Here is an 18430-nt window from a genome sequence, read left to right on the forward strand (position 1 = left end):
CTCTCTGAATGCTGCGCCCGGCATTCGATCACTGTCTGGAACCGACGAACCGAGTGGGCGCGCGAACAGGGCGCGTCACTGGACGCACCGATTGACTAGGTTACCGGATTAGCGGCCCCCGGTCGAACCGGCTGGATCGTCGGACAAGTCGGCCGTTCCCGCCGGCGCTCCACCCGTTCAAGGGCAGGTCACGCCGTGCCTGGAGGGCCGGCTCGGTTGGCGCCCCGCCGGAGCGGGGCGCCGCCGAAGACGGCGCTAGTCGGCCGACTTGGCTCGGCGGGAGCGTCGCCGCCCCCTGCCTGAAGTCTGGTTCGCCTGGTCGTCCTCCGTGCCCGGAACGTCATCAAGCGCACCGGTCACGGTATCACGGCTCAGGGAGTCGTTGGCCGCGGAGACCTTCTCCGCGACCGCCTTCTCGATGGCCATCTTGCCCTGCGTGCCGCGCGGCTCCGGCTTGCCCTCGACCGGCTCGGAGGAGACGATCAGGCCACGCCCGTTGCAGCAGTCGCACGGCGTCGAGAAGGCCTCCAGCAGGCCCTGACCGACCCGCTTACGGGTCATCTGGACCAGGCCGAGCGAGGTGACCTCGGCGACCTGGTGCTTGGTCCTGTCGCGGGCCAGGCACTCCAGCAGCCGCCGCAGCACCAGATCGCGGTTGGACTCCAGGACCATGTCGATGAAGTCGATGACGATGATGCCGCCGATGTCGCGCAGCCTGAGCTGGCGGACGATCTCCTCGGCCGCCTCCAGGTTGTTGCGGGTGACGGTCTCCTCGAGGTTGCCGCCCTGGCCGGTGAACTTGCCGGTGTTGACGTCGACGACGGTCATCGCCTCGGTGCGGTCGATCACCAGCGAGCCGCCGGAGGGCAGCCACACCTTGCGCTCCAGGGCCTTGGCCAGCTGCTCGTCGATCCGGTACGACTCGAAGACGTCGCCTTCCTCGTCCCAGCGCGACAGCCGGTCGGCCAGGTGCGGCGCGACGTACTTGACGTACTCGTCGACCGTCTCCCACGCGTCCTCGCCCTGCACGACCAGCGAGGTGAAGTCCTCGTTGAACACGTCGCGGACGACGCGGACGGTCAGGTCGGGCTCGGACGACAGCAGCTCAGGAGGGCTGGCGGACTTGGCCTTCTTCTGGATGGCCTCCCACTGCGCCGACAGCCTGGCCACGTCACGGCCGAGCTCCTCCTCCGAGGCGCCCTCGGCGGCCGTGCGCACGATGACGCCGGCGTTCTCGGGCATGACCTTCTTCAGGATGCTCTTGAGCCGCGTGCGCTCCTTGTCGGGCAGCTTGCGGCTGATGCCGGTCATCGACCCGTCAGGCACGTACACGAGGTAGCGGCCGGGCAGCGAGATCTGGCTGGTGAGCCTGGCGCCCTTGTGACCGAGGGGGTCCTTGGTGACCTGCACCAGCACCGACTGGCCCGACTTGAGCGCGGCCTCGATGCGCTTGGGCTGTCCCTCCAGGCCCGCTGTGTCGAAGTTGACCTCGCCGGCGTACAGGACGGCGTTGCGGCCCTTGCCGATGTCGACGAACGCCGCCTCCATCGAGGGCAGCACGTTCTGCACCTTGCCGAGGTAGACGTTGCCCACGTAGGACTGGCTGGCCTCGCGGTTGACGTAGTGCTCGACGAGGACGCCGTCCTCCAGGACCGCGATCTGGGTGCGGTCGCCGTGGCGGCGCACCACCATCATCCTGTCGACCGACTCGCGCCGGGCCAGGAACTCCGACTCGGTGATGATCGGCGGCCTGCGGCGGCCCAGCTCGCGCCCCTCGCGGCGGCGCTGCTTCTTGGCCTCGAGCCGGGTGGAGCCGCGCACGCTCTGCACGCCGTCGGCGGAGGTGTCGAGCGAGCTCGACCTGCCCGCACGCGGCGCGCGGATGCGCACCACCGTGTTCGGCGGGTCGTCGCTGGAGGGCTCGGGGCTCTCGTCGCCGCCCCTGCGCCGCCTGCGCCTGCGGCGCCGCGACCCCGTCGACTCCTCCTCGTCGGCCTGCGACTCCTCGGCCTCCTCGCCGCCGTCGGCGGCCTCCTCGTCCTCTTCCTGCTCGTCGGAGTCGCCCGCGTCCTCGTCGCGCTCACGCGACTTGCCGCGGCCCCTGCCGCCCCTGCGGCGGCGACGGCGACGGCTGCCGCCGTCGTCCTCGGTCTCGTCGCCCTCGGTCTCGTCCTCGGTCTCGTCGACGTCCTCGGCGCTCTCCTCGTCGAACAGCGCCTCGGCCTCGTCGGCCGCCTGCGGCTTGACGGGCTGCGCGGGCTCGACCCTGACGGGCTGCGCCTGGCTGGGGTCGGGTGCCTGGAACAGGGGCGTGAAGACGGCGGCGGGCCGCTGGAAGGTGGTGCCGGGCTCCTGCGCCGCCTGCGCGGAGACGCCGAACGGGTCCGCGAACAGCGCGGGCCTGCCGACCGGCTCCTCGTCGAGGTCCTCGCCCGCCGGCTCGTCGTCGAGCGGCTCGCTCTCCGGCAGCGTGTCCACCAGCTCGGCGGCCACGACGGCCTCGACCGGCGACTCGGGCTCAGGCTCGGGGGCCGCCTCGGCCTTCTTGCGGGTACGGCGCCGCTTCGGCGCCTCCTCCACGGCAGCCGCGTCCCCGCCTTCGGGCACGCCCGCGGATTCGCCCGCGGCGGCCTCCTCGGCCGCCTGGGCCTCTTCCGCGGCCTTCTTGGTGGTACGGCGGCGCGTGGCCGTCGTGGCGGTCGACCTGGACCTGGTGGCGCGCTTGGGGGCGGGCGCCTCGACGGCCTCGGCCACGGCCTCCTCGACCACGCTGGCCGTCGCGCCGGCGCCTTCCGTGGCGTCGCGCCCTGAAGTGCCGGACGCCGCGCCGTTGGAACCCGCGGCGTCGGCCGCCGGGCCGTCGGATCCCGTGCCGCCGGACGCCGTGCCGTTGGACTGGGCCGCGGCCGCCTCGGCCGGGGCGGAAAAACCGGTTGACGCCGGCCCCGCCGGGCCGGAAGCCTGCGTGGTGACGACTACCGTGGGAACATCGTCGATCTCCGGCGGCGGCCCCGCGGGCCTGCTCGCCGAGCGCCGGCGCTTCGGCGCGGCAGTCTGTTCTGTTGTTTCCCCGTCGGGGCCATGGGCCCCGGTACCGGGCTCGTTGTCGAGCATGCGGGCGCTCTCCCGTCAGCTCCCGGGCGCGTCGCCGCGCCGCGCAGGAGCCCTCGTGTCTCGTTGTCCGTCCGCGCCTGCGAAGGCATGGACGCCAAGTCCTGTCAGCGGTCGAGCCCTCCGAACCCCGCCACCGTGCGGGGCTCGCAAAGCTCTCCCTTCTCGTGTGAGACGCGGGACCGCCATGTCACGTTCGTGCCAGTGCGGCAGGTCACATCTCTCACTAGCCGTCGACGTGCGCGCCTGCCGGTCCCGCTTCGCCGCCGCGCGTCATGTCGCGGTCAAGGTCGAACGGGTCGGCGGGTTCACCGGATACGGCGTCGAGCGGCCCCTGCGCCAGCCTGGTCACCTCGGGGGGGACCGGCGGCGCGAAGTCGGCCACCAGGCGCAGGCCCGTGAGCACGTCGTCGGGTCGAACGGCCGGAGTCACGTGCCGAACAACCATGCGCAGTATGACACACGACTGTCCTGGCACCTGAGCTGCGGTTCCTTCTGAAGCCAGTGTCAGCACCGCCTCGCGGGCGTCGAATCGCCGCATCCCCTTCTTGGTGAGGCGTTCGACCTCGACGGTGCCCGCCGCGAGGAACTTCTCCACTGCCACGCGCGCGAGCTCACTGTCCGCGCCGGACAGCCTCAGCTCCCACGCCGAACCCTCCAGGCGGTCGGCGAGCGCTCCAGAACGCGCCTCGACGACGTCGAGGACGTCGAGGCCTGGAGGCAGCGAGGCGTCGAGATCCGCGCGGATCCTCCCGGGATCGCACGGCTCGGTCAGGCCGAGCTCGAGGTATTCGGCCTCGCTGGCGACACCCGTCGGCGCCGCACCCGCGTAGGAGATCTTCGGATGGGGAGAGAAACCCGCGCTGAAGGCCACAGGAATGCCGGCACGGCGAACCGCCCTCTCGACGGCCCGCGAGATGTCGCGGTGGCTGGTGAAGCGCAGGCGTCCGCGCTTGGCGTAGCGCACGCGTACGCGCTGCACCGTGGGCGCGGGCGGAGGCCCCTCGGGAACAGGCTTCAGAACGTCGTCTTCCTTCCCGTGTCAGAGTTACTTCTTTTTCAGGATAAGGCTGTCTCTATACCACAGTGAGCGGCAGCAGCTTCTTACCCGTCGGACCGATTTGAATCTCGGTGCCCATGGTGGGGCAGACGCCGCAGTCGTAGCAGGGAGTCCACCGGCAGTCCTCGACCTCGGTCTCGGTGACGGCGTCCTGCCAGTCCTGCCAGAGCCATTCGCGGTCGAGACCGGCGTCGAGGTGGTCCCATGGCAGGACCTCGTTCTCCTCGCGCTCACGCGTGGTGTACCAGTCGACCGCGACACCCGCCTTCTCGGCGGCGGTCATCCAGCGGTCGTAGGAGAAGTGCTCGCTCCAGCCGTCGAAGCGGCCGCCGTCCTCCCAGGCGGCCCTGATGACCGCGCCGACCCTGCGGTCGCCACGCGAGAGCAGGCCCTCCACGATCGAGGGCTTGCCGTCGTGGTAACGGTAGCCGATGGCCTTGCCGTACTCCCTGTCGCCACGCAGCGACTCGCGCAGGGCCTTGAGCCGCCGGTCGACGGTCTCGTGATCGGCCTGCGCGGCCCACTGGAACGGGGTGTGCGGCTTGGGCACGAACCCGCCGATGGAGACCGTGCAGCGGATGTCGCGCGAGCCGGTGGCCTCGCGCCCCGCCTTGATGACCTTCTTGGCCAGATCGGCGATGCCCAGCACGTCCTCGTCCTGCTCGGTGGGCAGGCCGCACATGAAGTAGAGCTTCACCTGACGCCAGCCCTGGCTGTAGGCCGTGGTGACGGTGCGGATCAGGTCTTCCTCGGTGACCATCTTGTTGATCACCTTGCGCATGCGCTCGGAACCGCCTTCGGGCGCGAAGGTCAGGCCCGAACGGCGGCCGTTGCGCGAGAACTCGTTGGCCAGGTCGATGTTGAAGGCGTCGACCCTGGTGGAGGGCAGCGACAGCGAGGTGTTGGTGCCCTCGTAGCGGTCGGCCAGGCCCTTGGCCACCTCGCCGATCTCCGAGTGGTCGGCCGACGAGAGCGACAGCAGGCCGACCTCGTTGAAGCCGGACTCGCGGATGCCGTTCTCGACCATGGCGCCGATCGTGGTGATCGACCGCTCGCGGACGGGACGCGTGATCATGCCGGCCTGACAGAACCTGCAGCCCCTGGTGCAGCCGCGGAAGATCTCCACGCTGAACCGCTCATGAACGGTCTCGGCCAGCGGGACGAGCGGCTTCTTCGGATACGGCCACTCGTCGAGGTCCATGACGGTGTGCTTGTGCACGCGCCACGGCACGTTGCTCCTGTTGGGAGCGACGCGCTTGATGCGCCCGTCGGGGTGGTACTCGACGTCGTAGAACTTCGGGACGTACACGCCGCCCGACTCGGCCAGCCGCATCAGCAGCTCGTCACGACCGCCCGGCCGTCCCTCGGCCTTCCACTCTCGGACGACCTCGCTGATGGCGATGGCGATCTGCTCGCCGTCACCCAGCACGGCCGCGTCGAGGAAGTCGGCGATCGGCTCGGGGTTGAAGGCGGCGTGGCCGCCGGCCAGCACGATCGGGTCGTCGTCGCCGCGGTCGACCGACATCAGCGGGATGCCGGCCAGGTCGAGCGCGGTCAGCATGTTGGTGTAGCCCAACTCCGTGGAGAACGACACGCCGAGCACGTCGAAGGCGCGCACGGGCCGGTGACCGTCCACGGTGAACTGAGGGACGCCCTCCGCGCGCATGAGCGCCTCGAGGTCGGGCCACACGGAGTAGGTGCGCTCGGCCAGCGTGTCGGGCAGCTCGTTGAGGATCTCGTAGAGGATGGCCACGCCCTGGTTGGGCAGGCCGACCTCGTAGGCGTCGGGATACATCAGCGCCCAGCGCACCGACGCCTCGTCCCAGTCCTTCACCGTCGAGTTGAGTTCACCCCCGACGTACTGGATCGGCTTCTGCACCTTGGGCAGCAGCGCTTCCAGGCGTGGGAACAATGACTCGACAGACATAGCACCAAGGGTAATGGAGCGACAACACCACTGCGTCGGGCCCGAGGATCGCCGTCAGAAGGGTCTCTCCCTGATCCTTATCGCCTGCAGCATTCCCACCGCGATCAGGTTGGCGAAGGTCGAGGTGCCGCCGTAGGAGACGAACGGCAGCGGCAGCCCGGTGATCGGCATGATCCCGATCGTCATCCCGATGTTGACGAAGGACTGGAACGCCAGCCAGCACACGATCGTGCCCGCCACCAGCGTGCCGAAGCGGTCCTCGCACTGCTTGGCGATGTGCAGACCGCGCATCAGCACCACGCCGAGCAGCGCCACGACCGTGACCGAGCCGAGGAAGCCGAACTCCTCGCCCGCGACGGTGAAGATGAAGTCGGTGTGCTGCTCGGGCACGAACCTGCCCGTCGTCTGGCCGCCCATGAACAGACCCTTGCCGAAGAGCTCGCCCGAGCCGATCGCGATCAGCGACTGCGTGCTGTTGTAGCCGACTCCCCGCGGGTCCACGCTCGGGTCGAGGAAGGCGGTGAACCGCGCGATCTGGTACGGCTCCAGCAGGTCGAAGACCCACACGCACACCCCGGCGGCCACGACGGACAGCGTCAGCAGGATGATCCACCGCTTCTGGACCCCCCCGATGACCAGCGCCGCCGCGGTGATGACGGCCAGCACGAGGGTGGTGCCGAGGTCGGGCTGGAGCATGACCAGGCCCATCGTCCCCGCCGCCAGCACCAGCGCGAACAGCACGTCGAGCCCGCGGGGCCGGTCGGTGCCCTCCGCCGGCTGGGCGAGCAGCATCGACAGCATCAGGATCAGCCCGACCTTGGCGAACTCCGAGGGTTGGATCGCGAATCCGCCGCCGAGCATGATCCACGAGTGCGAGCCGTTGACCGTCGTGCCCACGGGCGTCGCCACCAGCACCAGCCCGGCCACCGTCACCAGGTACGCCATCGGCGCGTAGGCCCGCAGCATCCGGTGGTCGATCATCGCCACCGCGCCGCACATCACCGCGCCGATGATCAGGTTGAGCGCGTGCTTCTTGACCAGTCCCGTGGACCCCAGCGCCCACGTGCGGGTCGAGGACCACACCAGCAACGTGCCGATCACGCCCAGCGCGGCGACCGCCACCAGCATGACCCAGTCGAGCCGCCACAGCGCCGACTGCGCGTCCACGGCCTTCAACGCGAAGGCTCTGCGGGGCCTCAGATGCGTGCGGGCCGTCATCGCGCCACCGTGCCGTCACTCTTGATCTTCGGAAGCTGGCCGGTCGGCAATTCGGGCCGCCCGCCCTTGCCCTCTCCCTTGGCCTGGCCCTTCTCCGGATCCTTGGCCTGGTCCTTGGCCGGATCCTTGGTCTGGCCGTCGGCCCCCGACTCGAAGCCGTAGATCCCCTCGTAGATCTCCCGGGCCGCGGGCGCCGCGGTGGAACCGCCCATTCCGCCCTGCGACACCATCACCACGACCACGAACCTGGGCTTCTCGGTCGGCGCGAACGAGGCGAACCACGAGGTGTCGGCCTTGCCCCACACCTCGGCCGTGCCCGTCTTGCCGCCGACCTTCACCTTGTCCATCGGGAACCCGCTGAAGGCGCCTGCCGCGGTGCCGTCGGAGGCGACCTGGCTGAGCGCTTTCTTGATGTAGGCCCGCTCGGTGGCGCTCAGCGGCAGCTTGCCCCTGACCGGGACCTCGATCTTCTTCACCAGCGTGCCGTCGGGCCGTACCTGCGCCCACCCGATCCGCGGGCTGCGCACCTTGCCGTCACTGACCAGCGCCGCGTACGCGGCCGCCAGCTGCAGCGGCGTCACGAGCACGTCGCCCTGCCCGATGGAGAAGTTGGCGGCGTCTCCCGGCCGCAGCAGGTAGCCCTCCAGGCAGTTCTCGTAGGCCAGGCGCTTGAGGAAGGCGGCCCTGGCCCTGTCGGTCACCTCCGGATAGCCGGTGCGCGCGCGGCGGCAGTTGTTGGCGCTGGTGGCGGTCCACAGCTCCTTCTTCCACGTCCTGTCGGGGATCCTGCCCGACGACTCTCCCGGCAGGTCGACGCCGGTGGGACTGCCGAAACCGAAGGCCCGTGCCATGTTGGCGAACCGCTCCTTCGGCGGCTTCTTCGGCCGCAGCCCGCCGTCCTTGATCCACTGCTCGTAGGAGGACCTGTAGAAGATCGTGTCGCACGACTTCACCAGCGCGGTGTGAAGCGAGAGGGTGCCGAGGCCGATCCCGCGGAAGTTGCTGAACGACCGGCTGCCGACCATGTAGGAGCCCGGGCAGGCGTACTGGCCGTGCAGCGGGTACCCCGCACGCAGCATCGCCGACACCGACGACACCTTGAACGTCGAGCCGGGCGCGAACTGCCCGTTGATGGCCCGCGAGACCAGTGGCTTGCCCTCCTTCTCCGACAGCAGCCGCTGGTACTCCTTCTCGGAGATCCCGCCCGTCCAGATCGAGGGGTCGTAGCCGGGCGCGCTGGCCAGCGCCAGCACCCTGCCCGACCGGGGGTCGAGCACGACCCCCGCCGCGCCGTCCGCCTGGGGCACCTTCTTCATCGCCCCGTTGATGGCCTTCTCCACGATGCCCTGGATCCGCGCGTCGATGCTGGTGATCAGCGTGTCGCCGGGAATGGGCGCCACGCGCTGCTCCACCCCGAGCGACTTGCCCATCCGGTCGACCTGGACCTTGCGCAGCCCCGTCTTGCCACGCAGCGCCTCGTCGTAGACGAACTCCAGGCCGTCGCGCCCCACCACGTCGACGCCGGAGAACTCGGCCTTCAGCCCCGCGCGCTTCTCCAGCTCCTCCTCGGTGGCCGGCTGCAGGTAGCCGAGCATCTGCGCCCCCGCCTTGCCGCCCGGGTACTCCCTGACGGCCTGCACCTCGGCCGTCACGCCGGGGAACTCCTCCTGGCGCTCCAGGATCTGCAGCGCCTCGCGCGTGGTGGCCTTCTGGTCGATGGGGATCGGCTGGTACGGCGAGCCCGTCCAGCACGGCCTGGTCACGCCTGGCCCGCACGGCTGGATGCGCTTCTCCAGCAGCTTGGCGGGAGTGCCGAGCACGCCCGCGAGCCGTTGGAGCACCGCGGCGCCGCCGTCGCTCATCCTGATCAGCGCGGTCCTGTCCACCGAGATCACCAGCGCCGTCCGGTTGCGGACGAGCGGCCGTCCCCACGCGTCGAGGATCTGCCCTCGTACGGCGGGCACGATGACGTTCCTGTTCCTGGTCTCGTCGGCGGCGCTGACGAACTCCGCGCCACGCATCATCTGGACCTGCCACAGCCGTACCGCCAGCACCGCCAGCATCGTGACGACCAGCACGTGGAGCACGAGGAGCCTGGTGCGCATCCTGGTCATGCCGCGAACTCCTCCGATCTGCCGACGGTGAGCAGCCAGATGACCACAGGGGCCGCGAGCAGCGAGTAGAACACGGTGACGGGCACGCCCGACGCGATCGAGGCCGCCGTCACGCGCGGATCGCCGATCAACCAGCCCACGGCGCCCGCCAGCAGCGGCGCCGCCAGCACGCACAGCATGACGGTCGGGACCGTCCCTCCCAGCCCGCGTCCCGCGACGTAGCCGACCAGCGCGTAGACGAAGGCGTACTGCCCGAGCACGTGCGCCGTCGGCGGCATCAGGTCCACCAGCATCCCCGCGCTGAACCCGATCATCGCCCCCGCCGAGGGCCCCCTGGCCAGCGCCATCCCGATCACGACCAGCAGCACCAGATCGGGCCCGCCGCCGGGCGGGAGCGGGAACCTGTTGACGACCGTGACCTGCACCAGCAGCGCGACCAGCACGGCCAGGACAGCGATCATCGCTCGCCCGCCAGTCTGGGCAGCACCGCGTCGCGCGGGTCGCGCCGCGGCGCGGCGATCACCACCCCCACCGCGTCGAGAGCGCTGAGGTCGGCGAAGGGGCGCGCGTAGGCGATGCGGGTCAGCTCGCCCGGCGTCGCCTCCACCCGCTCGATCACCCCGATCGGCACCCCCGGCACGTACGGCACGCCGCGCTGCGAGCCGAAGCTGACGATCCTGGTGCCCGGGGTCAGCTGGGCGGTGGAGTCGAGCAACCGGAACTGCACCAGCCTGCCGTACTCGCCGACGCCGTGGATGACGCCGATCTCGTTGCCGCCCTCGAGCCTGGCACCCGCCGACGAAGCAGGATCGCTCAGCAACATGACGGTCGCGTTCCTCGCCGTCGCCTGCACCACCCTTCCCACCAGTCCCTCGCCGTTGATCACCGTCATCTCCGGCCGCACCCCGTCGCTGGTGCCGGCGTCGATCTCGATCGCGTCCTCGAACCCCGGATGGCCCCTGCGGGCCACCACGTTCGCGGGCACGATGGTGTAGCCGCCGCGCTTGGAGGTGCCGAGCAGCCTGCGCAGTTCCGCCGAGCGGGCCTTGTCCAGGCTCTCCGCCGCGAGGTCGGCACGGAGCCTGGCGTTCTGGGCCTCCAGCTCCTTGATCCTGTCGCGGGCCCCGGTGGCCCCCGCGATCGCGCCGACGAAGTCGCTGACAGGAGTAACCACACCGGCGACGAACCGCTCCGCGGTGCCGAACAGGGACGAACCGACTCCGCGCAGCAGGCCGAAGGGCGAGCTCCCGTTCGCGCGGTGATCGATGGTCAGCACCACCAGCGCCACGGCGAGCAGCAGTCCGAGGATCAGCCTTGCCCGGCGCGTATCTCTCATCTCAGTGACGTGGTTCCGGTACGAGCACGGCGTGGAGCGCCTCGAACTCCTCGACGCACTTGCCTGAGCCGAGCGCCACGGAGTCGAGCGGGTTCTCCACCATGTGCACGGGCATGCCGGTCTCGTCCCTCAGCCGCTCGTCGAGCCCCTTGAGCAGGGCTCCGCCACCGGTGAGAGCGATGCCCCTGTCCATCAGGTCGCCCGACAGCTCCGGCGGGCACTTGTCGAGCGTGGTCTTGACCGCGTCGATGATGGTGTTGACCTGCTCCCTGATCGCCTTCCTGATCTCCTCGGCGGAGACCACGATCGTCTTGGGCAACCCGCTGACCAGGTCACGGCCCCGGATCTCGGCGTGAAACTCGTCCTCGGACGCGCAGGCCGAGCCGATGGCCATCTTGATCTCCTCTGCGGTGCGCTCGCCGAGCATCAGCGAGTGTTCCTTCTTCGCGAAGGTGATCACCGCCTGGTCCAGCTCGTCGCCGCCGACCCTGATCGACTGGCTGGTCACCACGCCACCCATCGAGATGATGGCGACCTCGGTGGTGCCGCCGCCGATGTCGACGACCATGTTGCCCGTCGGCTCGTGGACCGGCAGGCCTGCGCCGATCGCCGCGGCCATGGGCTCCTCGACGATGTAGACCTTGCGCGCGCCGGCCTGGTAGCCGGCCTCCTTCACCGCCCGCTGCTCCACACCGGTGATCCCGCTGGGCACGGCGATGATGATGCGCGGCTTGGCGAAGTGGCGGCGCTTGTGGACTCGCTGGATGAAGTAGCGCAACATCCGCTCGGTCACGTCGAAGTCGGCGATCACCCCGTCCTTCAGGGGGCGCACGGCGACGATGTTGCCCGGCGTCCGGCCGATCATCCGTTTGGCCTCGATGCCAACCGCGACGATCTTGCCGGTGGTGGTATTGATCGCGACGACGGACGGCTCGTTGAGCACGATGCCGCGGCCACGCACGTAGACCAACGTGTTGGCGGTACCGAGATCGACTGCCATGTCACGGCCGAGAAAGGCGAGCCTGCTGCTCATGGGGAGCCCCGTAACGTCGTTCGCGAATAATTACGGATCGCATTTGAATCGTAACGTGACGTACCCTCCTGGGAGCGCAATGAGCCCGGGTGCCCCACAAAAATCTTGTCGCCTCCCCGTCACCACCCGTTTGCCCGCAAACCACCATCAGCTCAGACACGCCGCGAGCGCCGCGCCCGAGGGCCGTCACCGAGGGTCCCTCGACGGGGTGGCCGAGGTGCGGAATAGCCCGATTTGTCAGGGGTTTACGAGGTGGCGATAAGTCCGTTTCGCCGGATTCTTGCACGGTAAGGGCCATGCAAAATCACACCAAGGACGATCACTGAGATCACGCCCGCCTCGTCACCCTACGAGCGCCGCCTCCGGCCCGAACCGCCCATGACCATCCCCGGTCCATGCCCGTCACCCCCATGACCGTCATCCCCTATGACCGTCACCCCCGAGACCATCACCCGGAGACCATCACCGCCGCGGCAAGCCCAAACCCAAGCCCACAATCTCACCCCCAAGCTCACGATCTCCCCGCCCAGCCCACGACTCACCGCTCACACCACGGCCTCAGCGCACCGACCACGGCCTCACTGCTCACGCCACGGTCTCTCACCCCGCCCGCACCGCTGCCTCACCGCGCGCGCCACGCCCTCACCGCCCGGACCATGGCCTCTCACTCCGCCCGCACCGCTGCCTCACCGCCCGGACCCACCACACTTCACCGTCCGACCCACGGCTCACCGTCCGGACCACCGCTTCACCGCCCGGACCACCTCACCCTGCGCGCCACGGGTTCACCCACCGTCCCCGCCGTCGCGGAGAACCCATGGCAGCCCGCGCAGGCGCGGCGCCGCCCCGAGAGCGCCGCATGGCGGACACCATCGCCCAGCGGAGACACCCCCGCCCGGGAACCGGTGCCTCCAGAGCCCACCACCACACAAGGCAGGCATCAGGAGATCTCCCCCGCAAAGCCGTCGGCCAAGCCCTCGAAACGCCGAACGCCGGCCCCGCGTTCGTGCGGGGCCGGCGTCCGTGGTCGAACCTCAGAAACGGTCCGGGAAGAAGATCTTGATCTCGCGCGCGGACGACTCAGGCGAGTCGGAGCCGTGGACGACGTTCTCGCCGATCTCCAGAGCGTGGTCGCCCCGGATCGTACCGGGGGCGGACTTCACCGGGTCGGTCAGACCGGCGAGCGAACGGAACGCCTCGACGGCGCGGGGGCCCTCGACCACGAGGGCGACCAGCGGCGCGGAGGTGATGAACTCCACCAGCTCGCCGAAGAACGGCCGCTCGGAGTGCTCGGCGTAGTGGGCCTTGGCGGTCTCGGCGTCGAGCTGGCGCAGCTCCATGGCCACGATCTTGAGGCCCTTGCGCTCGATGCGAGCGATCACGTCACCGATGAGGCCGCGCTTCACCCCGTCGGGCTTGATCAGGACAAGAGTGCGCTCGGACACTGGTGGTTCTCCTTTGAACTGGATGTCTTGGTCGCGAAATGCGGCGAACGCGCGAAGCTTACCGCCCTCTCACGAATTCCCCGTGCTCGACGGCGCCCACCAGGCCGACTGCCCCGTCCGCCACGGCGCTCACCTAGTCGGCGTCGGAGTCTTCGGGAGACTGGGTGGGCGGTGGCACCACCGGCACGGGCCCCGTCCCCTCACCAGGCCGCTCCGCCTGGCCATTTCCCGTGGCCGGCCCTTCGCTGACCGCCCCGTCCGACGCGGCACCGTCGGGCGAGGGCTCTCCGTCCGCGGCGTCCTTGCGCTCAGACGTCCTGCTGGTGCCGCCGTGGGGCGTCCTCTCCGGCACGTCGGTCCCGGACAAGGCTGTGCCGTACCGGGTCCCGTCCGGCACTCCGCCCTCGGACGAACCTGCGCCGTACGAGGGCTTGTCCACTGCCCCACCCTCGGACGAACCCGTGCTGCCGTACGAGGGTTTGTCGGCCGCCTCGCCCTTGGAAGAGCCTGTGCCATACGGGCGCCTGTCCGAGGCGTCACGCGTGGACGAGCGTGCACTCGGGGACGCGTCACCCTTGGACGAACCCGCGCCGTGCGGGGGCCTGTTCAAGGCCTCATCCGTGGACGAGCCTGCGCTCGGGGACGCGTCACCCTTGGACGAACCCGCGCCGTGCGGGGGCCTGTTCGAGGCCTCACCCGTGGACGAGCCTGCGGCATGGGGGGATCCGTCCTCGCCGTGCACGGGCCGCGGCGTGACGCCCTCCGAGGAGGACGCGGAGCCCGGGCGGCTCCTGCCAGAGGAAGCCCCGTCAGCGGACGCCCGGTCACCCGCGACCTCCCGTCGAGCCGGCTTGGCGCGGGAGGAGGGCATCCTGGGCACCTCTCCCGTCGGCGCGTCCTCGTCCTGGGCGGTGGGGTTCGGCCTGGCAGTCGTCCCATCAGGTTCCTCCGGCGCGATCCCGTCGCCCGCCACGGGGAACTCGTCCGGCCACTCCCGCCGATGACCGTCGACGGCGCCCAGGCCCGCCTGTTCGGCGGTGGTCGCCGGCATCGCCTCGGCCGCGGGAGCCGTACCCTCCACATCCCCGGGAACTCCGCAGGGAATCTCGGATTCGGTCTCGGAGGCGCGGGCTGCCGAGCGCCGCCCCAGCAGGGCAGCCAGCACGATCACAGCCACCACCAGGAATCCGCCGATGAGCGCCCACAGGTGCAGCGCCTCCACGAACCTGTCGACGAGCTGCTGCGCCGACTGCGGCCTGCCGAGCAGCACCATCTGGATGCCGGTGCCGAGCAGGTATCCGGCCAGTACACCGGGGAAACACAGCGTCAGCCCGTAGAGTGCCGCCCCCGGCCCCGACATCCGCAGTGCCGCCGTCAGCGCCACCGCGGCACCCACCGCCAGCAGCGCGAACGGCACGACGAGCATGAACCCGTCGCCGGCGGGCACCATGAGCCGAACCGTGCACAGTCCCAGCACGATCGTGACCAGGCCCGCCCTGGACAGCCGCTGCATCGACGCCATGTCGAGCATGCCGACGGCCAGCGCCGCGCCCGCGCCCATGAGCGCGCAGACCAGGAAGGGCAGCCACAGGCCGTTCAGCCCTGGCCCGCCGACCCCGCCCAGCTCCATGTAGGTGACCTGAGCGGCCGTCGGCAGCACCACGACCCCGACCGCGAGCATCGCGTAGGCGAGACTGCGGCCCGCGGGCCCCTCGAACGTGCCGATCGAGGCCAGCGTCAGCAGCGCGGCGACGGAGAACAGCGCGGCCAGGATGACCAGCGCGGGCGGCCAGCCGAACGTGGTGCCGACGGCCAGCACGGCCAGCCCCGCGGCGGGGACGGCGGTCAGCGTCAGCCTGGTGCGCTCGACCGCGCGCGGCCCCGGCGTGCTCGGGGCGCCCGTCGCGACGCCGACCGCGAGGTAGATCGCCGCCAGCCCGAGCGCGATGCCGGTGAGCAGCGGGTACGGCTGCAGCGTGATCCGCCAGTCACGCACGTCGTCGAGCGGCCACAGCGCCAGTGCCTGGGCGGCGAGCAGGCTGACGGCGAGCATGCCCGTCCAGAGCGCGCGCAGCAGCGGCGCCCGCTCCCAGGCGGCCATCAGCAGCGCGGGGACCAGCAGGCCCGCGCCCACCCCATGGACCACGCGCAGCGCCCCCACCAGGAAGGCCGATCCCGCGAAGCCGCCCGCCGCGTCGGCCACCGCCAGTACGGCGAGCCCGGTGAGCAGGATCGGCGCGGCCTTCATCCGCTGCACGAGCACCGAGGCCAGCGGCACGGTGAGCATCATCGCGGGCAGCGCCAGCCCGTGCGCCCTGATCAGGTCGAGCTTGTCGAACTCCGGCGGCAGCAACCCGGAGACCAGGGACACGGTGTTGGGGATGGAGAGGATCGCCAGGGGTAGCGCGGCGACGATCAGCAGCCCGAGTATCACGTCAAGCAGCCAGGCGAACCTGGCGCCTGTGGCGGGTCCGGGCAGGCCCATGGCCTGGGACCGCTCGATTGGGGGGACGGCCATGTTGGCCGACTTTAGCGGGAAGTCACGCCCTCGACACGGCGAGCGACGAATATCGCCGTGATCCACAGTGCCGCGAAGATCGTTCCGAGGACGAACATCATGGGCACCAGGAACCCCGTGGCGATCGCCAGCACCTGCACGATGCTGCCGATGATGTAGCCGACAGGCCGCTTGAGCAGGCCCGCAGCGACCACGCACAGCACCGCGAGGCCGATGCCGACCGTCACCGCGACCCCGACAGGGATCCCCTGGATCTGGATGGCGACGGGAGTGATGAGCGCGACCACGATCGCCTGCATCCCGAGCACGCTGGCGCCTAGTCGGCGCATGCCGGGCGTCACCTCGAAGTTCATGGCTTGTCCACTTTCAACAGCAGGCGAGCGTCGCCCGCGGTCACGACCGAGCCGGTGATGAGAACGCCGGTGCCGCTGAACTCGCCCGCGGCGTCGGCGATGCCGATGCCCCTGTCGATGGCGTCGTCGAGACGCTCCACGACGTGCACGCGGTCCTCGCCGAACACGCCTTCGGCCAGTTCGCCCAGCTCCTCCGCGGACATCGACCGCGGCGAGGAGTTCCTGGTGACGATGATCTCGTCCAGGACCGGCTCGAGGAGCTCGAGCAGGCCGCTGACGTCCTTGTCCGCCATCACCGCCATGACGCCGATCACCTTGGCGAAGTCGAACGCCTCGTGCAGCCCGTCGAGCGTGGCCTCCATGCCGCCGGTGTTGTGCGCGGCGTCGACGACGACCGTGGGGTTCCTGCGGACCACCTCCAGCCGGCCCGGCGAGGAGGCCTGGGCGAAGGCCTGCCGTACCAGCTCGACGTCGAGGGGGTCGTCGCCCGCGGTCAGCGCCTCGACGGCCGCCAGTGCGCAGACGGCGTTGCCGGCCTGGTGCGCGCCGTACAGGGGCAGGTAGACGTCCTCGTAGACGCCCTTGAGGCCGCGCAGGGTGAGCAGCTGGCCGCCCATCGCCACCTCGCGGCTCAGCACGCCGAACTCCAGCCCCTCGCGCGCCACCACCGCGCCCACCTCTGCAGCCTTGCGCATGAGCACCTCGGCGGCCTCAAGATCCTGCTGCGCGAGGATCGTGGTGCCGCCGGGCTTGATGATGCCCGCCTTCTCGCCGGCGATCGACGGGATGTCGGGACCGAGCCTGTCGGTGTGGTCGAGCGAGATCGGCGTGATGACGGACACGGCGGCGTCCACGACGTTGGTGGCGTCCCAGGTGCCGCCCATCCCCGTCTCGATCACCGCGACGTCGACGGGCGTGTCGGCGAACGCCGCGTAGGCCATCGCCGTCAGCAGCTCGAAGTACTGGATGCGTCTGCCCTTGGTGTCGTTCAGCTCCACATAGGGCGCGATCTCCTCGTAGACCTCGGCGAACCGCTCCTCGCTCAGCGGCTCGCCGTCCACGACGATGCGCTCGCGCATGGTGATCAGGTGGGGGCTCGTGAAGCGCCCCACGCGCAGGTTGCGCTCCCTCAGCAGGGACTCGGTCAGCCGCGCCGTGCTCGTCTTGCCGTTCGTGCCGGCGATGTGCACGACGGGGTAGGCCTGCTGCGGGGAGCCGAGCAGGTCCAGAAGGGCCACGATTCTGTCCAGCGTCGGCTCGAAGTCCCATTCGACGCCGCGTTCCATGATGGCCCGCTCGACCGCACGATAATCCACATCACAACCCTATCCGGTCGTACGGCAGGCCCTTCCATAACGTCGGTCGTATGCACGTTTGGAGGGTAGGCCGCGCCTACGGCCGTTGCCATTCTTGGCCCATGGAAGGCGAAGGAATCACCAGGAAAACCGTGCTGAAGGCGGCTCTTTTAGCCGCCCCGCTCCCTTTGGTCGTCAGCCAGGCCAATGCCCTGGCCGGAGCGCCGCCCGCCCTCACCCCTTCGTGCGACGACGGCGACGACCCCACGCCGCCCCAGACCGAAGGTCCCTACTTCAAGCCGAACTCCCCACGCCGCTCGGTCCTCCCCGGCTCAGGCACCGCTCTGACGGTCAGCGGCTACGTCTTCGGCCTCGCCTGCCAGCCGCTGGCCAACGTGCTCATGGACTTCTGGCAGGCCGACTCCCAAGGCGCCTACGACAACCTCGGTTACGGCCTGCGCGGTCACCAGTTCACCGACGCGCAGGGCGCCTTCCGGCTGACGACCATCGTCCCAGGCCTCTACCCGGGCAGGACCAGGCACCTGCACGTGAAGCTGCAGGCGCCGAACCGTCCGGTCCTCACCACGCAGCTCTACTTCCCCGGCGAGCCCCGCAACAACACCGACACCATCTTCGACCCCGCGCTGCTCATGAACGTCCCGCAACCGGGCACGGCCACGTTCGACTTCGTGCTGAACGTTCCTGGAACCCCTCCGTCATCACCGCCCCCGTCGTCACCTCCTCCGAGCGGCGGCACGTGGCGGGCCGGCACCACCTATCCGACCGGCGCCCAGGTCGTGTACGGCGGGCAGACGTACCGCTGCCTCCAGGCCCACACGGCACAGGCGGGCTGGGAACCGCCCAACACTCCAGCGCTCTGGCAACGCGTCTGACGCCGCCGCCATTCTGATCCCAGCAATACAACAAGGGGGTCTCACCCAGCCGGTGAAACCCCGTGAAACGCCTGCGGAAAACGCCGGGAAAGCGCATACCCGGAAATGCAGAAAGGCCCCGCCGGGT

13 protein-coding genes are annotated in these 18430 nt (G+C 70.2%); 1 reads left to right on the top strand and 12 read right to left on the bottom strand.

Annotation, left to right across the window (positions count from 1 at the left end; all coding sequences use genetic code 11):
- Positions 1 to 255: 255 nt before the first annotated feature.
- From AC3EO4_RS48100 to AC3EO4_RS48155, 12 genes are all read right to left on the bottom strand, one after another.
- The gene (locus tag AC3EO4_RS48100; RefSeq protein ID WP_379581623.1) at positions 256 to 3114 is read right to left on the bottom strand and encodes an Rne/Rng family ribonuclease; all 2859 of its coding nucleotides are present in this window, start codon (positions 3112 to 3114) and stop codon (positions 256 to 258) included.
- A gap of 223 nt (positions 3115 to 3337) precedes the next feature.
- A complete protein-coding gene (locus AC3EO4_RS48105; protein ID WP_379581625.1) occupies positions 3338 to 4078 on the bottom strand; it encodes a TIGR03936 family radical SAM-associated protein in 741 nt (246 codons plus the stop codon).
- Between the two features lie 109 nt (positions 4079 to 4187).
- The gene (locus AC3EO4_RS48110) at positions 4188 to 6098 is read right to left on the bottom strand and encodes a TIGR03960 family B12-binding radical SAM protein (protein ID WP_379581627.1); all 1911 of its coding nucleotides are present in this window, start codon (positions 6096 to 6098) and stop codon (positions 4188 to 4190) included.
- Between the two features lie 54 nt (positions 6099 to 6152).
- Positions 6153 to 7316 (bottom strand): rod shape-determining protein RodA, encoded by a 1164-nt coding sequence (gene rodA / locus AC3EO4_RS48115; protein WP_431902734.1) that lies wholly within the window; start codon positions 7314 to 7316, stop codon positions 6153 to 6155.
- On the bottom strand, positions 7313 to 9430 hold the full coding sequence (gene mrdA, locus AC3EO4_RS48120) for a penicillin-binding protein 2 (protein WP_379581631.1): 2118 nt from the start codon (positions 9428 to 9430) through the stop codon (positions 7313 to 7315). Before mrdA ends, rodA begins: the two co-directional genes overlap by 4 nt.
- A complete protein-coding gene (gene mreD / locus AC3EO4_RS48125; RefSeq protein WP_379581633.1) occupies positions 9427 to 9891 on the bottom strand; it encodes a rod shape-determining protein MreD in 465 nt (154 codons plus the stop codon). Before mreD ends, mrdA begins: the two co-directional genes overlap by 4 nt.
- Positions 9888 to 10766: a rod shape-determining protein MreC gene (mreC, locus tag AC3EO4_RS48130; protein ID WP_379581635.1), complete on the bottom strand. Its 879-nt coding sequence runs from the start codon at positions 10764 to 10766 to the stop codon at positions 9888 to 9890. Before mreC ends, mreD begins: the two co-directional genes overlap by 4 nt.
- A 1-nt stretch (position 10767) precedes the next feature.
- Positions 10768 to 11799, bottom strand: a complete 1032-nt coding sequence (locus AC3EO4_RS48135; protein ID WP_379581637.1) for a rod shape-determining protein — start codon at positions 11797 to 11799, stop codon at positions 10768 to 10770.
- A 1034-nt stretch (positions 11800 to 12833) separates the two neighbouring features.
- Positions 12834 to 13244, bottom strand: coding sequence for a nucleoside-diphosphate kinase (gene ndk / locus AC3EO4_RS48140; protein WP_379581639.1), 411 nt, complete (start codon positions 13242 to 13244; stop codon positions 12834 to 12836).
- 133 nt (positions 13245 to 13377) lie between these two features.
- Complete coding sequence (locus tag AC3EO4_RS48145) at positions 13378 to 15762, bottom strand: ABC transporter permease (protein ID WP_431902738.1); 2385 nt, start codon at positions 15760 to 15762, stop codon at positions 13378 to 13380.
- Between the two features lie 11 nt (positions 15763 to 15773).
- Positions 15774 to 16115, bottom strand: coding sequence for a DUF4233 domain-containing protein (locus AC3EO4_RS48150; RefSeq protein WP_379581642.1), 342 nt, complete (start codon positions 16113 to 16115; stop codon positions 15774 to 15776).
- The gene (locus AC3EO4_RS48155) at positions 16112 to 17401 is read right to left on the bottom strand and encodes a bifunctional folylpolyglutamate synthase/dihydrofolate synthase (protein ID WP_431902744.1); all 1290 of its coding nucleotides are present in this window, start codon (positions 17399 to 17401) and stop codon (positions 16112 to 16114) included. Before AC3EO4_RS48155 ends, AC3EO4_RS48150 begins: the two co-directional genes overlap by 4 nt.
- Positions 17402 to 17532: 131 nt before the next feature.
- Here AC3EO4_RS48155 and AC3EO4_RS48160 point away from each other — a divergent pair, with 131 nt between their 5' ends.
- On the top strand, positions 17533 to 18303 hold the full coding sequence (locus tag AC3EO4_RS48160) for a dioxygenase family protein (protein ID WP_431902740.1): 771 nt from the start codon (positions 17533 to 17535) through the stop codon (positions 18301 to 18303).
- Positions 18304 to 18430: the final 127 nt, after the last annotated feature.

Source organism: Nonomuraea sp. bgisy101, from assembly GCF_057708945.1.

Bases quoted from the DNA above. Each gene is read 5' to 3' on its own strand.
- AC3EO4_RS48100 (WP_379581623.1), bottom strand. From the start codon at position 3,114: ATGCTCGACAACGAGCCCGGTACCGGGGCCCATGGCCCCGACGGGGAA.
- AC3EO4_RS48110 (WP_379581627.1), bottom strand. From the start codon at position 6,098: ATGTCTGTCGAGTCATTGTTCCCACGCCTGGAAGCGCTGCTGCCCAAG.
- rodA (WP_431902734.1), bottom strand. From the start codon at position 7,316: ATGACGGCCCGCACGCATCTGAGGCCCCGCAGAGCCTTCGCGTTGAAG.
- mrdA (WP_379581631.1), bottom strand. From the start codon at position 9,430: ATGACCAGGATGCGCACCAGGCTCCTCGTGCTCCACGTGCTGGTCGTC.
- mreD (WP_379581633.1), bottom strand. From the start codon at position 9,891: ATGATCGCTGTCCTGGCCGTGCTGGTCGCGCTGCTGGTGCAGGTCACG.
- mreC (WP_379581635.1), bottom strand. From the start codon at position 10,766: ATGAGAGATACGCGCCGGGCAAGGCTGATCCTCGGACTGCTGCTCGCC.
- AC3EO4_RS48135 (WP_379581637.1), bottom strand. From the start codon at position 11,799: ATGAGCAGCAGGCTCGCCTTTCTCGGCCGTGACATGGCAGTCGATCTC.
- AC3EO4_RS48145 (WP_431902738.1), bottom strand. From the start codon at position 15,762: ATGGCCGTCCCCCCAATCGAGCGGTCCCAGGCCATGGGCCTGCCCGGA.
- AC3EO4_RS48150 (WP_379581642.1), bottom strand. From the start codon at position 16,115: ATGAACTTCGAGGTGACGCCCGGCATGCGCCGACTAGGCGCCAGCGTG.
- AC3EO4_RS48155 (WP_431902744.1), bottom strand. From the start codon at position 17,401: ATGGAACGCGGCGTCGAATGGGACTTCGAGCCGACGCTGGACAGAATC.
- AC3EO4_RS48160 (WP_431902740.1), top strand. From the start codon at position 17,533: ATGGAAGGCGAAGGAATCACCAGGAAAACCGTGCTGAAGGCGGCTCTT.